The 19,843-nt window shown below is 46.4% G+C and carries 19 protein-coding genes; 15 read left to right on the top strand and 4 right to left on the bottom strand.

Features of this window, described 5'->3' with window-relative positions; translation table 11 throughout:
- The first annotated feature begins 2 nt into the window (after positions 1–2).
- Genes AC1MEO_RS16025 through AC1MEO_RS16035 form a run of 3 tightly spaced genes read left to right on the top strand, consistent with a single transcriptional unit; the run spans position 3 to position 3,317 of the window.
- The gene (locus AC1MEO_RS16025) at positions 3–1,616 is read left to right on the top strand and encodes a YceG family protein (RefSeq protein ID WP_480332085.1); all 1,614 of its coding nucleotides are present in this window, start codon (positions 3–5) and stop codon (positions 1,614–1,616) included.
- Positions 1,617–1,636: 20 nt separating this feature from the next.
- Positions 1,637–2,719, top strand: a complete 1,083-nt coding sequence (locus AC1MEO_RS16030) for a toxic anion resistance protein (protein WP_480332087.1) — start codon at positions 1,637–1,639, stop codon at positions 2,717–2,719.
- A gap of 19 nt (positions 2,720–2,738) precedes the next feature.
- Positions 2,739–3,317 carry a TerD family protein gene (locus tag AC1MEO_RS16035; protein WP_480332089.1) on the top strand — a complete coding sequence of 193 codons (579 nt, stop codon included), beginning with the start codon at positions 2,739–2,741 and terminating at the stop codon, positions 3,315–3,317.
- A gap of 79 nt (positions 3,318–3,396) precedes the next feature.
- Here AC1MEO_RS16035 and AC1MEO_RS16040 read toward each other — a convergent pair whose 3' ends face one another.
- The gene (locus AC1MEO_RS16040) at positions 3,397–4,626 is read right to left on the bottom strand and encodes an allantoate amidohydrolase (RefSeq protein ID WP_480332091.1); all 1,230 of its coding nucleotides are present in this window, start codon (positions 4,624–4,626) and stop codon (positions 3,397–3,399) included.
- 133 nt (positions 4,627–4,759) lie between these two features.
- Between AC1MEO_RS16040 and AC1MEO_RS16045 the strand changes: the two genes are divergently transcribed.
- The 3 genes from AC1MEO_RS16045 to AC1MEO_RS16055 all read left to right on the top strand — a co-directional run bounded on the left by AC1MEO_RS16045 (position 4,760) and on the right by AC1MEO_RS16055 (position 8,909).
- Positions 4,760–5,926 (top strand): M20 metallopeptidase family protein, encoded by a 1,167-nt coding sequence (locus tag AC1MEO_RS16045; protein ID WP_480332093.1) that lies wholly within the window; start codon positions 4,760–4,762, stop codon positions 5,924–5,926.
- A gap of 125 nt (positions 5,927–6,051) precedes the next feature.
- The gene (locus tag AC1MEO_RS16050; RefSeq protein ID WP_480332095.1) at positions 6,052–7,581 is read left to right on the top strand and encodes an AbgT family transporter; all 1,530 of its coding nucleotides are present in this window, start codon (positions 6,052–6,054) and stop codon (positions 7,579–7,581) included.
- 29 nt (positions 7,582–7,610) lie between these two features.
- Positions 7,611–8,909, top strand: coding sequence for an amidohydrolase (locus AC1MEO_RS16055; RefSeq protein WP_480332097.1), 1,299 nt, complete (start codon positions 7,611–7,613; stop codon positions 8,907–8,909).
- Positions 8,910–8,980: 71 nt separating this feature from the next.
- Here the strand turns inward: AC1MEO_RS16055 and AC1MEO_RS16060 are convergent, their stop codons facing one another.
- Together AC1MEO_RS16060 and AC1MEO_RS16065 are read right to left on the bottom strand one after the other, a co-directional pair.
- Positions 8,981–10,246, bottom strand: coding sequence for a TRAP transporter large permease (locus AC1MEO_RS16060; protein ID WP_480332099.1), 1,266 nt, complete (start codon positions 10,244–10,246; stop codon positions 8,981–8,983).
- On the bottom strand, positions 10,231–10,731 hold the full coding sequence (locus tag AC1MEO_RS16065; protein ID WP_480332101.1) for a TRAP transporter small permease: 501 nt from the start codon (positions 10,729–10,731) through the stop codon (positions 10,231–10,233). The genes AC1MEO_RS16060 and AC1MEO_RS16065 overlap by 16 nt, the downstream gene beginning before the upstream one ends.
- 414 nt (positions 10,732–11,145) lie before the next feature.
- On the opposite strand from AC1MEO_RS16065, the gene AC1MEO_RS16070 reads away from it, so the two are divergent.
- Both AC1MEO_RS16070 and pcaC read left to right on the top strand, forming a co-directional pair.
- Positions 11,146–12,177, top strand: a complete 1,032-nt coding sequence (locus tag AC1MEO_RS16070) for a DctP family TRAP transporter solute-binding subunit (RefSeq protein ID WP_480332103.1) — start codon at positions 11,146–11,148, stop codon at positions 12,175–12,177.
- 148 nt (positions 12,178–12,325) lie between these two features.
- A complete protein-coding gene (pcaC, locus tag AC1MEO_RS16075; RefSeq protein WP_223643573.1) occupies positions 12,326–12,709 on the top strand; it encodes a 4-carboxymuconolactone decarboxylase in 384 nt (127 codons plus the stop codon).
- Between the two features lie 11 nt (positions 12,710–12,720).
- Here pcaC and AC1MEO_RS16080 read toward each other — a convergent pair whose 3' ends face one another.
- Positions 12,721–13,644 (bottom strand): AEC family transporter, encoded by a 924-nt coding sequence (locus tag AC1MEO_RS16080; protein WP_480332323.1) that lies wholly within the window; start codon positions 13,642–13,644, stop codon positions 12,721–12,723.
- 110 nt (positions 13,645–13,754) lie between these two features.
- Between AC1MEO_RS16080 and AC1MEO_RS16085 the strand changes: the two genes are divergently transcribed.
- The 7 genes from AC1MEO_RS16085 (at position 13,755) to AC1MEO_RS16115 (ending at position 19,820) form a co-directional block, all read left to right on the top strand.
- The gene (locus AC1MEO_RS16085) at positions 13,755–14,684 is read left to right on the top strand and encodes a hydroxymethylglutaryl-CoA lyase (protein WP_480332325.1); all 930 of its coding nucleotides are present in this window, start codon (positions 13,755–13,757) and stop codon (positions 14,682–14,684) included.
- A 29-nt stretch (positions 14,685–14,713) separates the two neighbouring features.
- A complete protein-coding gene (locus AC1MEO_RS16090; RefSeq protein WP_480332327.1) occupies positions 14,714–15,508 on the top strand; it encodes an enoyl-CoA hydratase/isomerase family protein in 795 nt (264 codons plus the stop codon).
- Between the two features lie 45 nt (positions 15,509–15,553).
- The gene (locus AC1MEO_RS16095; protein ID WP_480332329.1) at positions 15,554–16,894 is read left to right on the top strand and encodes an MmgE/PrpD family protein; all 1,341 of its coding nucleotides are present in this window, start codon (positions 15,554–15,556) and stop codon (positions 16,892–16,894) included.
- Positions 16,895–16,960: 66 nt separating this feature from the next.
- The gene (locus tag AC1MEO_RS16100) at positions 16,961–17,488 is read left to right on the top strand and encodes a PaaI family thioesterase (RefSeq protein WP_480332331.1); all 528 of its coding nucleotides are present in this window, start codon (positions 16,961–16,963) and stop codon (positions 17,486–17,488) included.
- Positions 17,485–18,330 (top strand): fumarate hydratase, encoded by an 846-nt coding sequence (locus tag AC1MEO_RS16105; RefSeq protein ID WP_480332333.1) that lies wholly within the window; start codon positions 17,485–17,487, stop codon positions 18,328–18,330. The genes AC1MEO_RS16100 and AC1MEO_RS16105 overlap by 4 nt, the downstream gene beginning before the upstream one ends.
- 12 nt (positions 18,331–18,342) lie before the next feature.
- Complete coding sequence (locus AC1MEO_RS16110; protein WP_480332335.1) at positions 18,343–18,891, top strand: Fe-S-containing hydro-lyase; 549 nt, start codon at positions 18,343–18,345, stop codon at positions 18,889–18,891.
- Positions 18,888–19,820 (top strand): NAD(P)-dependent oxidoreductase, encoded by a 933-nt coding sequence (locus AC1MEO_RS16115; RefSeq protein ID WP_480332337.1) that lies wholly within the window; start codon positions 18,888–18,890, stop codon positions 19,818–19,820. Before AC1MEO_RS16110 ends, AC1MEO_RS16115 begins: the two co-directional genes overlap by 4 nt.
- Positions 19,821–19,843 lie beyond the last annotated feature (23 nt).

Below are 19,843 nucleotides of genomic sequence, written 5' to 3' on the forward strand. Positions count from 1 at the left end.
CGATGGTTCAATTGCATCCGATCCCCGTCAAAACCTGGGATCCGGAAAAGATCGGGGAGTGGCTGAAAAAACCGATTGTGGATCACAGTGAAACCAAAATTGAAGAAAATCAGATTACGTATCCCCAGCTGCTTGGGCAAGTGACGGGCATGACATTGGATGCTGACGAATATTTTGCTTCCATCTATGATGTCATCGAAGCGTCGGAAGGCCGGCTAATCCGGCTTTCCGATAAGATGAACAAGCACATTGAACAGGATCGGCTGCGGACATTACAAGATCTGTTCGAAATGAATAAAAAAGAAAAAGGCCTGTCGCCGAACCGCATGGTGGCATTTCTTGATGGCAAAGGCCTGCTGCCCAGATTAAAGGATTCTGACCTCAACAGGCGCCTTCGGGTTGTGCTGATTGATATCCTAAAAGCATTTCAGGAGCAGTCTGGAGGAAATACCACTCATTCCTCGTTCCGGCGTGTCACAACAGACCTGGTCAAATGGATGTTCAACCATATTGAGCCTGAAATTGAGAAGTTGGAACTGGAAAAAGGGCTGCCGGGCTTTTTATGGTATGGCAGCTCTTCGGAAAGTGAAACCTGGTTTTTGAAGCTGGCAGCGGATTTTGGCTTCCATGTTGTCGTCTATGATCCAAAAGGAGACCGTTGGTTCGAGAATGCGGTTGGAAATGAGAGGATTCATAGCCATAGTTTCCAGGTGAATGCGGAGTCGCTTTTGCCTTTTCCTGAAGAAAAGCCACAACGTGTGGGCACGGTCGCCTACCGGGCAACGCAGGAAGTGGATCGGCTTTTGCATCATGATGATTCGGGGCTCTACAAACCTTTCCAATTCAAATCCTATTTGACCCATTCAGTTCGGCTGAAGACAACAATGGATGAGGCATTCATGCTTGCGAAAGAACGTGCGATGGTTCGCCCATCGTTTTCAGTAGCAAGTGGAATCGTCAACATTCCCGTCGTCTTTTCGAAGGTGATGGGCATCGAAAAAGACCGCAGACGGTTCTGGGAAAATGTCCATAATCTGACGGAGCGTGAAGATACGAAATTGATCCGAAGCTTTCCCTTTGTCGAGGAACGAAAAGGCAATCAGCAATTCCACTACCGCGCTGCTCTTGGAAGGGATGGGCGACTTGATCCCGAAAAAATGAAAGCTGCGCATTGGTGGAAATACAGCAAATTGCCGGATGGTGTCCAAACAGCAATAGCAGCAGCGGTGGCGAGGCATGTGGAAAAACCGATTCTGCTGGCTCAAAACGGCGAGTCATTTGAAGAATTGCAGCTCTATGCTTTTTCCCAATCCATGTCGCTTCCGGATTCGGTGATCCAGTTGATCCAATTATTCGATTATCCGCAATTCGTTCCGACGATGCTGTTCTACAATGAAGAAAAAGACGGCGAATTAAGCCGGGCGGATGCCAATGCCATTGCTTTGATCCATATATTCGGGCTTGATGTCATCATCATCAATCCGCAGGGGCATCAGGACATTGAACGTTGGGTGAATCCGGAATCCTTTGATACGCACTGGCTGGATGAACGGAGCTTTAAGGAGCCTTACCAGGAGCCTTCAGTCATGAAAAAGATATTCAGAAAATGGCTGTAGCCAAAAAGGAGTGAAAACCGATGACCAATCTGCCAGAACAAATCGAACAACAGGAATTGGTGATGAAAGATGAAAACCAATTAAAGGTTCAGTTGAAGAAAGATCCTGAAGTTCTTCAATTGGCTGCCAAAATCGATCCGAAAAACCAAATCGCTTTATTGGAATTTGGCCGTGAGCCTGCCAATGAAATTTCTGCTTTTACAGGAAAAGTACTGAATTCTGTCCAAGCAAACAGTATGGAGGAATCCAGTGAATTGCTGAAACAGCTTGGCAAAATCATGGACAAATTCGATAAAAAGGATTTTGTTGAAAAGAAAGGCTTCCTCAACAAAATTTTTAACAAAGGCAATAAAGTGATTGAGCAATTATTCAACAAGTACCAGACCATGGGAAGTGAAATCGATAAAGTATATGTTGAAATCACAAAGTATGAAGGCGAAATGAAAAAATCAACAACGACGCTGGAAGAATTGTATAACCAAAATTTCAATTACTTCATGGAGCTGGAAAAATACATTGCCGCAGGTGACCTCAAAGTCGAGGAGCTGAAGGCTAAAGAACCGGCTGTCCGTGCAAAAGCCGAGTCAGGCGACCAAATGGCGCTGATGGAACTAAATTCCCTGCAAAATGCCATCGAGCTTCTGGAGCAGCGCGTCTACGACCTTGAAATGGCCAAACAGGTTTCCTATCAGTCAGCGCCCCAAATCCGTATGCTGCAGCGAGGAAATACCAAGCTGATCGGAAAAATCAACTCAGCTTTCGTTACGACCATTCCGATTTTTAAAACCGGTTTGATCAATGCCATTGCAGCGAAACGCCAAAACCTGGTTGCTGAATCGATGAGCGAATTGGATCGGCGCACCAATGAGATGCTATTGAACAATGCCAACGATATTTCTCGCCAAAGTGTTGATATCGCAAGAATGTCTGGCCAACCGAGCATCAAGATTGAAACCATTGAGCAAACATGGGAGACTATAATGCAGGGGATGAATGACACGCGCGAGATTGAGCAGGAAAATCGCAAAATGCGTGAAGAAGGCCGTCTCCGCATCGAAGAATTGCAGAAGAAATACGAAGACACGCAACGTAAAGCTAATTAATCGGAGGAGGAAATCAATAATGTCAACAATCAACCTTTCAAAAGGACAGAAGATCGACTTAACGAAAACAAATCCGGGCCTAACAAAAGTGGTCGTCGGTTTAGGCTGGGATACCAATAAATACAGCGGAGGCGGAGATTTCGATTTGGACGCTTCAGTCTTCCTTGTCGGAGAAAACGGCAAATCACGCGGGCCGGAAGATTTTATCTTCTACAACAACCTGGTGGGTGCCAACGGTTCGGTTACACATACGGGCGATAACTTGACAGGCGAAGGGGAAGGCGATGATGAGCAAGTGATTGTCGACTTACCGAATGTTCCTGCTGATGTCCATAAAATCAGTTTTACTGTAACCATTCACGAAGCAGAGAGCCGCGGACAAAACTTCGGCCAAGTGTCGAATGCCTTTATCCGCATCGTCAACGAAAACTCAAATGAAGAATTGATCCGTTACGATCTTGGAGAAGATTTCTCGATTGAAACGGCTCTAGTGGTCGGCGAATTGTATCGCCACGGCAATGAGTGGAAATTCAATGCCATCGGCAGCGGCTACCAGGGCGGCCTTGCTGCATTAGTAAATGATTATGGCCTAGGTTGATAGAAGCAGAAAACCGTTTATCAGTTTACAAACTGATAAACGGTTTTTTTTGTTCTGAAGCTTTCGCTAGGTTTACTTTCTACAGCGTCTGATCTGCTTTCAGTAAAGCATTCAACAGAACGTTGGCGCTTTTTTCGATATCTTCCGGCAAACTCAATTCTTCCGGGCTATGGCTGATGCCACGTACACTTTTGACGAAAACCATCGCGGATTTAGCCATTGACGCCATATTCATGGCGTCGTGCCCCGCCATGCTTGGCAGAACTGTATAGCGAATACCGGATTCGGCAGCTGCTTCTTCCAACAAACCGATCAGCTGCCTGTCAAAATTACATTCCTGCGTATTGTAGCTATTTGTAATCACCATTTTAACGCCATGTTTTTCTTTGATCATATGGAACGAATCGTGGATCTGTTGAACCAGGGTTCTGCGTTCCTGACCATCAGCAGAACGTACCTCGAGCGTAAACTCGACACGCCCTGGGATGATATTGGCTGCATTTGGAAACACTTCAAATTTGCCGACTGTTGCGACCGTATCGCTGTCGAGGGCAATCGCCAGCCTCTGTACGTCTGCAACCATTTCGCCGGCAGCGGCAAGCGCATCTTTCCGGTCCTTCATGACGGTTGTGCCGGAATGGTTCTGCTGTCCGTCTATTGTCACCAAATCCCTGTAAATCCCGACAATGCTCTCGACAATTCCGACGGATAAATGCTTATTCTCCAGCTTGCTGCCTTGCTCGATATGCAGTTCGAAGTAAGCGGCCATCGGTCCAATCTGTTCAGCACCCACTTGTGAAAGGTCGCCCCCTGCTTTTTGGACCGCTGCCGCTAAGGGTCTTCCAGACTGATCCGATGCAGCAAGCAATTCTTCCGCTTTGAGCTTCCCGCTCAAAGCGCGGCTGCCCATGGTCGAAAAGTTAAACTCATTGGCTTCTTCTGCGGTAAAGGAAACGATTTGCAGCGGATGGGCTAAGGTGACTTTATGGTCCGCCAAGGTTTGTGCAATCTCCTTGGCGACCAATACACCTAAAGCTCCGTCAAATTTTCCGCCGTTTGGAACAGTATCGAGGTGGGATCCAATCACCAGCGGATGCTTCTTCCGGTCAGTGCCAGGGAGCGTACCCCAAATATTAGCGATGGCATCCACTGAAACCCTCATGCCCAGAGCTTTCAGCCCCTCAATGAAGATTTCCCGTATCTGGTAATCCGCAGCAGAAAAACTGGGGCGAGTGATGCCATCGCCTTCTTTTCCATATTCAGCATAGGAATTGATTTCTGCCATTAACCGGTTGATGTTAATCTCCATCCGCGTCATCCCCTCACGTGAATTTATCCTTCAATAGTAGCATAAATATCATTAAATTCGGAATATTGTACACAGCTTTTTTTAACTGTGCTATTCTCGAAAAGAGTCAATAAAACAGAGAGGATGAAAAGCGATGGCAGGTATCGACCAAGTTAAAGAAATTAGAAGAGCTCTGCATCAAAACCCAGAACTCGGTGGAGAAGAATGGGAAACTTCAAAGCGGATACAGGAAGAACTGCAAAAAGCCGGAATTCCGTTTAAAACCGGTTTTGCGAAAACAGGCGTTTTGGGCATTATCGAAGGCAGCAAAGAGGGTGGAACAGTGGCTTTGCGCGCGGATATAGATGCCCTTCCGATTCTGGAGAAGGCGGCTGTCGATTTTAAATCGAAAGTGGATGGCAAGATGCATGCATGTGGCCATGACGCACATACTGCGATGCTTCTGGGAACAGCCTTTAAGCTGCAGGAAATGAAAGAGCAGCTGCCTGGTCGTGTGCTGCTCGTTTTTCAGCCAAATGAAGAAGCCTCGCCCATCGGTGGAGCGAGGCCGATGATGGAAGATGGGGTCTTCGATGAATTCCAGCCTGATGTCATCTTCGGTCAGCACGTATGGCCAGATTTGCCAGTAGGCCAGATCGGTATACGCGACAAGGAGATGATGGGTGCTTCCGATAAACTGTCCTTCACCATCAAAGGGGCAGGTGGGCATGCCAGTATGCCGCATCAGGGAAAAGATGCCATCGTCGTGGCAGCTGAGTTCATCGCCTCCCTGCAGTCAATTGTCAGCCGCAATGTCAATCCATTGGAATCTGCGGTGATAACCATCGGTACGATTGAAGGGGGCTATCGCTACAATGTCATAGCCGATCAAGTGACATTGAAAGGAACTGTCCGCACCTACAGCAAAAAAGCCAAGGATACCGTGAAACGGCGACTGGAAAATTTAGTGAAAGGCTTCGGGATTGCTTATGAAGTGGAAATTGAGTTCGACTATGCAGATGGTTACGGGGCCACCATCAACACTCCGGAATGGTCAGAGTTAGTGCGCGGAAGTGCCGGCGGGCTGCTGGGGGAAGAGGCTTTGCCAGAAGTCGATCCCTCCATGGCAGGTGAGGATTTCTCACGTTTCCTGGAGAAAATTCCTGGCGCATTCTATTGGCTTGGGTGTTCAGCAAAGGGGATAGAATCACCCAAACCGTTGCACGATCCGGAATTCTTTTTTGATGAATCCGCTTTGGAAATTGGCATCGAAACGATGGCCGCAGTGACAGTGGACGCCTTGCATAAATTAAAAAAATGATTTTTTATTGCACCTGGAGCAAAAAACTCGGACTGAATCTCTTGTCAGTGTAAATTGAATATTTTCTTTCTATTCACCTGTAATAGTTAAAAAGGCAGGATTCTCAGAAAAAGAGGAGGTACACTATGAAAAAGCCGGAACAGCCTGGGGAAAAGAAAGGGGTCTTTATCCGTTTTCTGAACACCATTGAAAAATTGGGGAACAAGTTGCCTGATCCATTCATGATATTTGTTTATTTGGCAATCGGCGTAATTATTGCATCATTCATCTTTAGTTTATTTGGAGCTTCTGTTGTACATCCAGGAACAGGAGAGACTTTAGCGATTGAAAACCTGTTATCCTGGGGCGGCCTGCAGTATATCGTCACTTCAATGCTGACCAACTTTACCGGCTTTGCTCCGTTGGGTACTGTATTGGCCATTATGCTCGGAATTGGATTGGCCGAGAAAGTTGGGCTGCTGGAGATCGCCATTCGAAAGACAATCATGAAAGCTCCGGCTTCTATCGTAACGTATGCTATCGCTTTTGTAGGGATCATGGGAAATATCGCTTCCGATGCGGCCCAAATCCTCATTCCACCTTTAGCGGCCATGGTATTTTATAAACTGGGCCGCCATCCGCTTGCAGGACTGGCAGTAGGATTCGCCAGCGCCGGCGCTGGATTTACTGCCAACCTGTTGATTGTGGGAACAGACGCATTGCTTTCCGGGATTTCAACGGAAGCGGCCGCTATATTGGATGATACGCTGATTGTAACTCCTGCGGATAACTGGTACTTCAATATCGTTTCGGTTTTTGTCATGACCATAGTTGCCGGACTGGTGACTGAAAAAATTATCGAACCGAAACTTGGGAAATACGAAGGAAAGGCTGTCATCGATGTCAGTGCTGAAGAACACCCGAAAGCCAACAAAGGCTTGCGCAATGCAGGGCTTGCGGCTCTTGCCTATATCGCGGTCATAGTCCTGCTGATTGTTTGGCCGGGTTCTTCTCTCCGCAATGAAGAGGGCGGGATGATCCCTTCGCCTTTCCTGACCGGAATTGTACCGATCATTCTAGGGTTTTTCCTGGTTCTCGGCATTGCCTACGGAAAAACAGTCGGAGCTATCAAGGATTCAGGAGATGCTGTAGGCTTTATGGCTGAATCCATCAAAGATATGTCGGGATTCATTGTGCTGATTTTTGCCGCCTCGCAGTTTATTGCCTACTTTACATGGACCAATATCGGAACTTGGATTGCCGTCAACGGAGCAGAATTTTTAACGCAAATCAACTTTACTGGCATCTACTTGATTGTCGGATACATTTTGTTCACTGCCTCCTTGAACTTCCTGATCACTTCAGGGTCAGCAAAGTGGGCGCTGGAAGCTCCAGTATTTATTCCGTTGTTCATGCAATTGGGCTATCATCCCGCATTTACACAGATGGCCTATCGTTTGGGGGATTCTTCAACGAATATCGTGACACCGCTGAATCCATATTTTATCGTCGTGCTTTCCTTCTTGAAAGAGTATGACAAAAAAGCAGGTATGGGCACCTTGATTTCGTTGATGATTCCATATACTTTATCCTTCCTGGTCGTCTGGATCATCCTGTTCCTGATATTCTTCTTTACAGGGTTGCAATATGGACCGGGAATCACACCGTATCTATAAAAGAAGCATCACATTGAGGAGGACGACAAGTGACAGAAAAATTAATCGATGGACTGCTGCAGGAGGAAATGATCAGTTGGCGCCGTGATTTGCATAAGCATGCGGAATCGGGTTTTTTGGAAATGCGAACGGCTTCGCTTGTTGCCAGCCGCCTAGCGGAACTTGGCTACCCGTTGCAGATGGCTGCGGAAGTGATGAAAGCCGATCAGCGGATGGGTGTCCCCGGCCAAGAAGTTCTGGAGGCGCATTACAAATGGGCAGAACAGAACGGCGCTGACCCCAAGTGGCTGCCGAACTTCAAGGACGGGCTGACGGGGATCGTCGCTGTGCTTGAAACCGGAAGGCCGGGGCCGGTGCTGGCCTACCGCTTTGATATGGATGCCCTTGATATCCAGGAGGAATTGGCGGAAGGGCATATCCCATTCGACCAAGGCTTCCAGTCGGTCAACGCAGACAAAATGCACGCCTGCGCGCATGACGGCCATACTTCGATTGGGCTTGGTTTTGCCAAAACACTGATCAACAATAAAGAAAAGCTGGCAGGAACGATCAAGCTGATTTTTCAGCCGGCAGAAGAAGGTACGCGGGGAGCGAAGTCAATGGTAGCGGCAGGCGTGGTTGATGACGTTGATATTTTCATCGCGATGCACCTGGGAACCGGCGTGCCGACAGGTGAATTTGTATCAGGCAATGCCGGTTTTCTGGCAACCACCAAGATGGATGCAGTATTCAAAGGCGTGGCTTCTCATGCGGGAGGCAAACCGGAAGAAGGGCGAAATGCATTAATGGCCGCTTCGTCCGCTGTTCTTGGACTGCACGGGATCTCCCGGCACTCAGCTGGTGCTTCGCGGATTAATGTTGGCGTGTTGACTGCCGGGTCTGGTCGCAACATTATCCCTTCATCGGCTCATATGAAAATCGAAACCCGTGGAGAAACTTCTGAAATCAATGATTACATTCGAACACAGGCGTTTGCCGTTCTTGAAGGAGCTGCAGCCATGTATGGTGTCGAAGTTTCAACAGAAGTGGTTGGTGAAGCAAAAAGCAGCATTCCGAGCAAAGAGCTGGTTGAAACCTTGCACGAGGTTGCCCAAAACTCACCTTACTTCACTAAAACAATCGACTGGTCCACCGATTCGGCAGGATCCGAAGATGCGACCTATTATATGGAACAAGTAAAAGCACATGGCGGATTGGCTACGTATTGCATCGTCGGCAGTGATTTAACAGCTGGCCACCACAATGAACGATTCGATTTTGATGAAACATCGATGCTGGCAGCCGTCGACGTGCTGTATCGTTCCGCATTAAAATTAAGCAAGCCATAAGAAAAGACGGCAGGATTTCCTGCCGTCTTTTCTTATGCCATTAATGATTCGAAAACTGTTTAAAATGAAAATCAGGTTAAGTATAACGAAATCTGAGGGAAGATGATGATTATGACCAGGACGATTATAAAAATCATGAAAAACGGGACAACCCCTTTTATGACCTGTTCGACTTTTTCGCCGGTTATCCCGCTTACGACAAAGAGGTTGAGCCCGACTGGTGGCGTAATCATTCCCAACTCCATATTGACCACCATGATGATGGCGAAATGGATGACGTCGATTTCCAATGCGCCGATGATCGGCAGCAAAATCGGCAGTGTAATCAAAATGATGGCTGTCGGCTCCAGGAACATTCCAAGAACGAAGAACAGAATACTGACGATGAGCAAGAATGTCCATTTATTGAAGCCACTGTCACTGACCCAGGCAGCAAAGTCCTGTGGAACCTGTTCAGTCGTCAGGAACATTCCGAAAACCAGTGCCGCAGCAATGATCAGGAAAATCATCGAAGTGGTATTGATGGACTCTTTGGTGATTTCAATGAATTGAGACCAAGTCATTTCTTTATAAATAACGATGGATACGATAATGGCATATAATGCAGCTACAAATGAGGCTTCTGTCGGGGTGACAATCCCCGTATAGATGCTGCCTAGGATAAGAACCGGCATGATAAGCCCCCAAGTAGCTTTCAGTGTAGGGCGCCACCGGTCTTTTAAAGGAACCTTCGGCAAGCCGCCGTAATTTTTCCGGTAAGCCACAAGGACTGCATAGATGATCAAAGCTAAACCGAGTAGCAGTCCAGGAAGGATCCCGGCAGAGAATAATCTGCCTGTGGATTGTTCAGAAACTGAACCGTACAGAATCAACGGAATCGAAGGAGGAATCAGAATCCCCAATGTTCCAGCAGCAGCCACCAATCCCATTGAATAGCTCTTGTCGTAGCCTGCTTTGACCATCATCGGAATCATAATGGCACCGATCGCAGCCGCTGTCGCCGGACTTGAACCTGAAATCGCAGCAAAAATCATACAGGTGATGATGGTGACTACTGATAAGCCGCCTTTGGTATGGCCTACCCAGGAACGGATGCATTCGATCAAGTATTTGGAGATTCCACCTTTGGCCATGATCAATCCAGCGAAAACAAATCCGGGAATCGCCATCAAAGTGGTGCTGTTTACTCCCGTGAACATTCTCTGGATCACCGTATTCAACGAAAAGTCCACCATGTAGAGCCCGACAATACTCGATACTGCCAAACTGATGGCGATCGGCACCCGTAAGAAAGCAAAGACGAAAAGTAAGACGATTACGATTACTGCTGCTTCCATTCTGCATCTCCTCCGCCCGTCACATTTTCTTTCCTGACAAAGTATCGGTAAGCTTTTTCACAAAAACGGATAAACAGCAAAGTACCCGCAATCGGCATGATCAGGTAATTGATCCAGATCGGGAAGCCGACATCAATGGTTTTGATATCCTGACTGTAAGCTGTGGTCACCATATCCATACCGGTCCAAATAATGAAAATACTGAATGCTGCGCCAACCAATAAAGTGAGCACTTGAGAGAAATGCTGCATCTTAGGACCGAATCGATCATAAAGTACATCTATCGCAATGTGCTTATCTTCTTTTAAAGCAGAGGAGAAACCGATGAAAATGGCCCAAACTAAAAGCATAGTATAGATTTCCGTTGCCCAACTTTGCGAGCTTCCCACAATATAGCGCATGAAGACCGAGTAGAGGCTGATGCCGATTCCAAACAAGAACAAGACAATGGAGAAAGCGCTTTCAATATAATTCAAGTATTTCATTTAGATCCTCTCCTTACTACTTTGTATTTTGGATACGAAAAGAATTAGTCAAATCATAATACAAGTTTTATTGAATAACAAGTTAAAATTTTGAATAGACTAAAAATTTAAATAGGTATTTGGGTTCAATTAAACCCTTGGAACTTTGTTAATAAACGTTATATTTTACCAATAGAAGTGAAATATTAGTATAAAATAAAATTGAATATTCGATTTTTTCTTTACAATATTTTTTTTCTATGCTAATTTTGTTGTGAGTTGTATCCAAAATTCATTTGAAGGAGAGCAACTTAAAATTTTTTGTAAATACGGGGAGCAGGGCTGGAAGAAAGGAAGGTGAAGCTCTAAAATGAAAGCCCTTACAAAAAAATTTAAGTAAGCACAGGTCCAAAAACCAATAAGGGGGTTCTTTAGATGAAAAAGTATTTTCTATCCACGTCACTTTTAATGTCAGCACTTGTATTGTCCGCTTGTGGCAGTGATGAAGCAGCGACCGGTGGGGAAGGTGCTGCAGAAGGTGTCCAGGAAATGACAATCAAATTCTCCCATGTAGTAGCTGAGAATACACCGAAACACCAAGGTGCATTAGCGATGAAAGAGTATATTGAAACAGAATCCGATGGCGCTATCGAAGTGGAGATTTATCCGAATAGTTCGTTGTTCGGAGATCAGGATGAGTACCAGAACCTGGCCTCGAATAATGTTCAGTTCATTGCACCGGATTTGACGAAGTTTGTCGGCAACAACCCGCAATTCAATGTGCCGGCTCTTCCGTTCATGTTTGAAACAGATGAACAGGCGATTGCATTCTGGGATGGCGAAAAAGGCCAGGAAATTCTGGGGAGCCTGGAAGGTGACGGCGTACTTGGATTATCCATGTGGCCGAACGGCGGTAAGCACATCACTAACAACGAACGGCCAATCGATTCACCGGATGATTTTCAAGGCCTGAAATTCCGTACACAGGGCGGCCAAGTGCTGGAAGCCATCTATTCTGCTCTTGGAGCCGGATCTGAGTCCATTCCGTTTGGCGAACTTTACACAGCACTGGACCAAGGTGTAGTAGAGGGACAGGAAAATACATTCAGCAACATCGAATCCAAGAAATTTGATGAAGTCCAAGATTATATGACAATCATGAACCATACGCGTGTGGATTATGCTGTTTTCACCAATACAGAGTTTTGGGACAGCATGAATGAAGAAACAAAAGAAATTGTGCAGGGTGGTTTGGATGAAGGGACATCAGTGGCCCGTGAAGAAGCAACAAGTCTGAACGAGGAAGCTCTTGAACTGATTCGTGAAAGAGGGCTGGTTGAAATCATCGAGTTGACACCAGAACAAATCGAGGAGTTCCGTACAGCATTGGAGCCCATCTATGACGAGTTCGAAGATGAAATCGGCGCAGATGTATACGAAGCGGCACGTGAAGCAGCAGGCCAATAATACTTGAAGAGAACTAAAAAAGTTGGCTGTCACCATAGCCAGCTTTTTTCAGTTTAAGATCTTGCTAAAAACAAGAATTATTTGAAATAGGAATTTTCACCACGCAGCATCCAGTCAAAAAAATACCTTACAGACAGGAGAATGGAAGATGAACAAAGAGAAATTTGAACAGGGATTGGAAATACGCAGAAGTGTGCTAGGAGCAGAATACGTGGACAAATCGATTCAAAATGCGACGGACTTTAATATGCCGATGCAGGAATTGGTGACGGAGTATTGCTGGGGGGAGATTTGGGCGCGGCCGGGCTTGCCGAAAAAGACGCGGAGCATGTTGAATCTCGCCATGATTACGGCATTGAACCGGCCGCATGAACTAAAGCTGCATGTCAGAGGCGCCATCAATAACGGCTTGACAAAAGACGAAATTCAGGAGGTTTTCCTGCAGGCCGCCATATATTGCGGTGTACCAGCGGCGATTGACAGCTTCCGGACAGCAAAAGAAGTATTTGATGAAATGGACAAAGAACAATAACCCGAATTTCCTTAAACAAAAAGGATCCGCGACAGAAAAATCACGATCGTTACGGATAAGGCGCTGAAAATAGTTGATGCAAGAACAGCTTGAGCAGCAAATGCAGTTTCATTTTCGTATTCCTGTGCAATGATGGCACTGTTTACGGAACTTGGAACGGCAGAAGCAATGAACATCGCTTGAGCTGTGATGGTATCGACGTTAAGGAATTGAATGATGATAAAGGCAAGAAGCGGGCTGATGATGAGCCTGACGCCTACGCTCAAGTAGACCGTGAGCATATTTTTAGTGAAATTCAGCTGGACGACTTGCGCACCCAGTGTCAAAAGAGCCAACGCAATCAAGGCATCTGCAATATAAGAGCCCGGCGTGTACAGGAATTGTGGAAGTGTCAGATCAAAAGCATTCAGTATGAGACCGAAAAACATCGCATAAAGCACCGGCATTTTAAAATAAGGGACGGTAGCCTTGATCTTGGTTTTGTCCAGCCGTTGCAAGCTGATAATGCCGTAGGAATAGACCAGCAAGTTTTGAAACGTAAGGACCAATACCTGGACCGCCATGGCGATCGGATCCTGGCGAAATGCCAAATCGTTTACGGAAATGCCATAGTTGCCTGAGTTGTAGAACAAAGAACTATGGGAAAAGGCAATATCCAGCCCTTTGCTGAAACCGAGAAGCTTACTGATTAGCTTGGATACAAAATACAAGAATATTGACAAAAAAATAAAAAACGCCAATACTTTAAAAAACATTTCCCAAGCCAAATCAGTTTCGTAGAGACGGATAAAAATTAATCCTGGCACCAAATAATAAATGTTGATTTTTGCCAGTGTATTCAAATCAAAATGGAATTTCAAATGCAAAAATGCCCCGAGTCCTATCAAAATGAGGATGGGGACGATGATATTCAAGAAAATATTAAAAATCTCCATGACATTCTCTCCTTCCAATCATTAAACGAATCTTCCTGATTCTTGTTTCTGTACAATATACACTATTGGTAAAATTATACCAATCAATTTCGGAACTGAGGGGAATCAAAATGCATCTGCCTAAAAAAGTGAAGATCAACGAAGTGGTATTGAGAGACGGGCTGCAGTTGGAAGGCAAAGTGCTGACGGTGGAAGAGAAAAAAACTTTATTTGATCAATTGGTGAAAGCCAATCTTCGAACAGTGGAATTTGGTTCTTTCGTTCATCCGAAGCTAGTCCCGCAAATGGCAAACAGTGGTGAATTGTTTGAGTTGATTTCAACAGAATCGAATCAGCTCGAACTGATTGCCCTAATCCCGAATTTAAAAGGAGCAAAGAACGCCCAGGAAAAAGGTGTAGAAAGGTTGAATTTCGTCTTTTCGGCAAGTGATACGCACAATCAGCAAAATGTGCAGAAAAGTACACAAGAATCTTTAGAGGAATTTAAAGAAATTCTTGTTTATTGTGAAGGTTACGGAATGTTAGTGAATGTATCGATTGCTACAACTTTCGGCTGCCCTTTTGAAGGTGAAGTGAAGAAAGGCAGAATCCAGTGGATCCTGGAGCAATTGGTGCTGTTGAATGTAGAAACCATCACACTTGCAGATACCACGGGCATGGCGAATCCGCAGCAGGTCTACGATTTGGTATCGGAAATGGCAGCCAAGTTTCCGGAACAATCGTTTAATCTCCATTTTCATAACACAAGAGGCATGGGGCTTGCCAATATGGTGGGGGCCATGCAAGCGGGCATCACAAGTTTCGACGCTTCTTTAGGCGGTCTTGGCGGCTGTCCATTCGCCCCGGGTGCAACAGGGAATATTTGTACAGAAGATGTGGTCCATATGCTGCACAGCATGGGAATAGAGACAGGCCTGTCTCTGGAGGGATTAATGTCCGCTTCGCAAATGCTTCAACAATTTGTTGGCCACGAAACACCCAGCTACATTCTGAAAGCAGGGCCCTACGACCGGAAATATCCAGTTCCGGCAAAGAAATAGAACTTATCTAAAACTTGGAGGATGCCACCATGACCAATTGGGAAACCTTAATTTTAAATGAAGAACATTGTGATGAAAATGTCTTTGTAATTGAATTGAACAGGCCGGAAGCGATGAACTCGCTGAATACGAAAATGGGCATTGAGCTGATTGAATGCCTGAAATCGCTGGAGCAGCAAAAGGAATTGCGGGTTCTGGTATTGACCGCCAAAGGGGAAAAGAGCTTTTGTGCGGGAGCGGATTTAAAAGAACGGAAAGGGATGACCAATGAACAATGGAAACAGCAGCATGACATTTTTGAAGATGCTTATGAACTGCTGCGGAACTTCAAGTTTCCCGTAATTGCAGCGGTCAACGGCTTTGCACTAGGCGGCGGCATGGAGATGCTGCTAAGCTGCGACCTCCGCTATGCAGCGGAACACGCCAAGATGGGATTGCCTGAAGTGAAGCTTGGCATCATCCCGGGTGTCGGCGGAACGCAATTATTGCCGCGTGCGATTCCGGTCGGGTTGGCGAAAGAGATGCTGTTTAGAGGAAATCAGGTGGATGCAGCCAAAGCATTGGATGTCGGCATTCTAAACGGCGTCTTTTCGAAAGAAGAGCTGATGCCGAAGACGCTGGAAGTGGCGAAGGAAATTGCGCAAAATGCGCCGTTATCCCTGCAATCCATCAAAAAATCCATCGCTGTGGGCATTCATACGGATATGAATACAGCGCTTTCCATTGAACTCGATCAATATTATAAATGCGCAAATTCAGAAGATCGCCTGGAAGGTGTATTGGCCTTCAATGAAAAACGACAGCCGAACTGGCAAGGGAAATGACAAGCTGCTAAAGCATTCAGCACGTTAATGGAGGGGAAGCCTAAAATGGAGTTAAGCAGACAATTGGCGAGGTACAGCTTAGATCTTTCATATGATGAGTTGCCAAAAGAAGTGGTAGAGTTTACGAAACTCTGCATTCTCGATTATTTCGGTTCAGCAATTGCGGGGTCAGATAAGAAACCTGTTCAAATGGTCAGTGATCTTGTAAAAGAAATGGGAGGCCATGAACAGGCCAAGCTGTTTACAGGCGGAAAATCCAGCACGATACATGCGGCTTTGGTGAACGGAGCAGCAAGCCATGTGATGGAACTCGATGATATCCATAAAGGGTCCATTGTCCATGCGGCGACTGTTGTCATTCCAGCGGCACTTGCGATTGCGGAATGGAAAGAGCTAAGCGGAAAAGAACTGATCACTGCCGTAGTGGCTGGATACGAAGTTTGTTTCAGAATCGGGGAAGCGGTATCGCCTTCCCATTATTATTACTGGCACAATACGGCCACCTGCGGCACTTTTGGCGCTGCAACAGCGGCCGGAAAACTGCTCGGTTTAACGGAAGATGAAATGGTCAGTGCGTTAGGGAACGCAGGTTCACAGGCGGCGGGATTATGGGAATTCATTGTAGATGGAGCGATGACCAAGCAGCTGCATACCGGAAAAGCGGCAATGAACGGAACAATGGCCGCTTTGCTCGCCAAAAAGGGCTTTACGGGACCGAAAAAAATACTCGAAGGCGACCGCGGCTTTTTTAATGCCATGAGCGAGCAGCATGATGCTTCAAGAATAACGGAAAATCTGGGTCGGGAGTTCAAGATTTTGGAGAATTCTTTTAAGATCCATGCCTCATGCCGCCATACACATCATGCTGTCGATTTACTGATTGATGTCTTTAAAGAACAAAACCCTGCATTAGAGGATATCGAATCGGTGGAAGTAGATTCCTATCAAGTTGCGCTTACTATTACGGATGATCCTGATCCACAGACAGAATACGCCGCTAAATTCAGTCTCCAATTTTGTTCGGCATTGGCATTGTTGAATGGCCGCGCGGGTCTGGATGATTTCAATGGGGATAAGCTATGGGATGAAGATATTCGGTCGCTGGTGAAAAAAGTGAATGTCCACACAGATCCTGCTATTGACGGCAGTTATCCGAAGCAGTGGGGAGCCGCCGTCAGTGTTCTGTTGAAAAATGGGGAGAAAATCAGCAGACAAACTGATTTTCCAAAAGGCGACCCTGAAAATGCAGTGACTTCAGAAGAACTGCTTGAGAAATTTATGGGGATGGCCACGAAGTTGACTGTTGAACAGCGGCAAATATTAGCGGAGAGCTTGATGGACTTGGAATCAGCAGAGAATATCGGTGATTTGATGGATACATTGTAAAGCGGTTTTTGCTGCGATTGAAACGGAAGCAGGATAAAAAAGAATTCATGCAAAGAGGGCGTCTCCATGAAACAGAACAGTGGGCAAAAGATGGAAGTCGCAAAACTTCAAAAGCAACTGCAAAGTTTAAATGAAAATGAACTGAAGCAAGCGGCTTACCTATTATCACTTTTGCAGGAGCCGCAGGCTGATCTAACCGGAAATGCTGTACCCATGCATTTTCTTGGGCGATTTTTAGGCATGGTGCAGAATCAGGACGGAACGACAGAGATGGCATTAGGTTTTCAGAACGAAAATACCTATGGCGTGGCACAAGGCGGTGCCATTTATACATTGGCCGATGTCGCCATCGGTTTCAGCATCCTGCAGAATTTAACAGAAGGTGAAAAAGTCTTCACTTTGGAACTGAAAGTGAATTTCATTGAAAAAGGCCAAGGTATGCGGTTGATTGCGACTCCCCTTATTTTAAGGCAAGGCAGAACCACGGTTGTGTCTGAATGCGCTATCCATGATGATACGGGGAAATTGGTGGCGAAGGCGCTGGGTACTTTTTACATCAGTGGAGCGCCAAAAAGAACGGAGGGAGACAAATGAATGAAATCGCCTACGAAAAAATTGTGGAAGAAGTAAAAGCCATGTGCATGGAGTCCAATTACAATCTTGGAGAAGATGTCTACTCGGCATTTAAACAGGCATTGCAGACGGAACGTTCGGAAACCGGCAAGGAAGTGTTGACACAGCTGATTGATAACGCAGATATTGCCAAGGCTGAAAGAGTACCCATGTGCCAGGATACCGGAACGGCAGTCTTTATGGTCGAGGTTGGCCAGGATTGCCACATTGTCGGCGGAAGATTAGTGGATGCCATTAACGAAGGTGTCGAAAAAGGCTATGGTGAAGGCTATTTAAGAAATTCGATGGTCTATAATCCGATGAACCGGAAGAATACAGGAAACAATACGCCAGCCATTGTCCATATCGATTTGGTGGAAGGGGAAGAATTGACGCTCCATATGACAGCCAAAGGCGGCGGGGCTGAAAACATGAGTGCATTGAAAATGCTCAAGCCGTCTGACGGCATGGAAGGCGCCAAGGAATATATTTTATCCATCGTCAAAGAAGCCGGGCCGAATGCCTGTCCGCCGCTGGTGGTCGGCATTGGAATCGGCGGAAATTTTGAGCGCTGTGCTTTTCTGGCGAAAAAATCATTGTTCCGTCCTTTAGGGGTACGCCATGAAGATCCGGCAGTTGCAGAACTTGAGCTGGAATTGATGGAACAAATCAACCGCCTGGGCATCGGACCTCAGGGAATGGGCGGCAGCACGACGGCCTTGGATGTCAAAGTGGAACTCGAGTCCTGCCACATCGCAGCGTTGCCGGTGGCTGTCAATTTGAACTGCCACGCGAGCCGCCACCAAACGATCAGTTTGAAATGAGGTGAAATAAAGATGCAGAAGAAAATCAGTCTGCCTTTGAGCGGCGGAGACATTGAATCACTGAAAGCGGGAGACCGCGTATTGCTTTCGGGAGTCGTTTACACTGCACGGGATGCGGCCCATAAGCGGATGGTGGAACAGGAAAAAGAAGGTATACCGCTTCCCATTGAGCTGGATGGCCAGGTTTTGTATTATACGGGGCCGACTCCTGCAAAACCTGGAGAAGTGATCGGTTCGGCGGGCCCGACGACAAGCGGCAGAATGGATCTCTATACGCCGGCTCTTCTTGAAAAAGGGTTGAAAGGAATGATCGGCAAGGGTTATCGAAGTGAAGAGGTCATCACTTCCTTGCTGGAACACCAAGCGGTTTATTTCGGTGCTGTCGGTGGTGCAGCTGCTTTGATTGCCCGTTCGATCAAACAGGCGGAAGTCGTAGCTTATGAAGATTTAGGGACAGAAGCTATCCGGAAATTGACCATTGAAGATTTTCCGGTATTCGTCATCAATGATATCCATGGCGGCGACATCTACAAGGATGGAGTCGCGAAATACAAGCAATGAAAGATGATCGGCGAGATACCCAAAAGGGGGCGGCAAAGATGAAGGCAGGAATTATTGGATTGGGGAATATGGGCGGCCGCATGGTGAAAAGACTGTTGGAACAAGGAGTGGAAGTCGGTGTTTTTGACGTCAATAAAGAATTCGTCCGAAAATTCGTCGAGCTTGGAGCAAAAGAGGCAACAAGTCCCGCTGATTTAGCCAGAAACTATCCATACATCCTCACGGTCTTGCCGAATGTGTTCATTGTCAAAGAAACGCTGACAGGTCCGGAAGGGTTGATGGAAGGCATGGATTCCGATAGCCTGCTGATTGAAATGACGACATCCATCCCTTCTGTAACAAAAGAACTGAGTGCTTTGCTGAAAGAAAAAGGACTGAAGATGATTGATGCCCCCGTGAGTGGAGGCGTCAAAAAGGCGGAAGAAGGAACTCTATCGATCATGGTCGGAGGTGAGGAAGCAGACTTCGAAAGAGCAAAACCGCTGCTGGAATGCATGGGAGCAAATATTTTTCATGTCGGAGAAGCGGGAGCGGGGCACACGATCAAAGCATTGAATAATATGATCTCTGCAACCACTTTAGCGGCGACGGGAGAAGCGATGGCACTTGGCGTGAAACTGGGCCTTGATCCTGAAAAGATGCTGAATGTCATCAACGCCAGTACGGGCAAAAGCTTTTCCAGTGACTTCAAATTTCCCAATCAAGTGTTGACGCGGAAATTCGAAGTTGGCTTTACGTTGGATTTGATGGTCAAAGACCTGAAAATCGCAATGGCGATGGCAGAGGAAGAAAAGGTGCCGATGTTTATTTCCAGTGCGTCATTCCAGCTGTGGAAACACGCTTGGTCCCAAGGGGGCGGCGATCAGGACCATACTGCGATTGTGAAATATATCGAAGAAATGTTTTCCGTGGAAATCAAGGGGTCCTAGTGACGCTGATACGCGAAGGTGGT

The organism is Planococcus sp. BI3 (assembly GCF_056680115.1).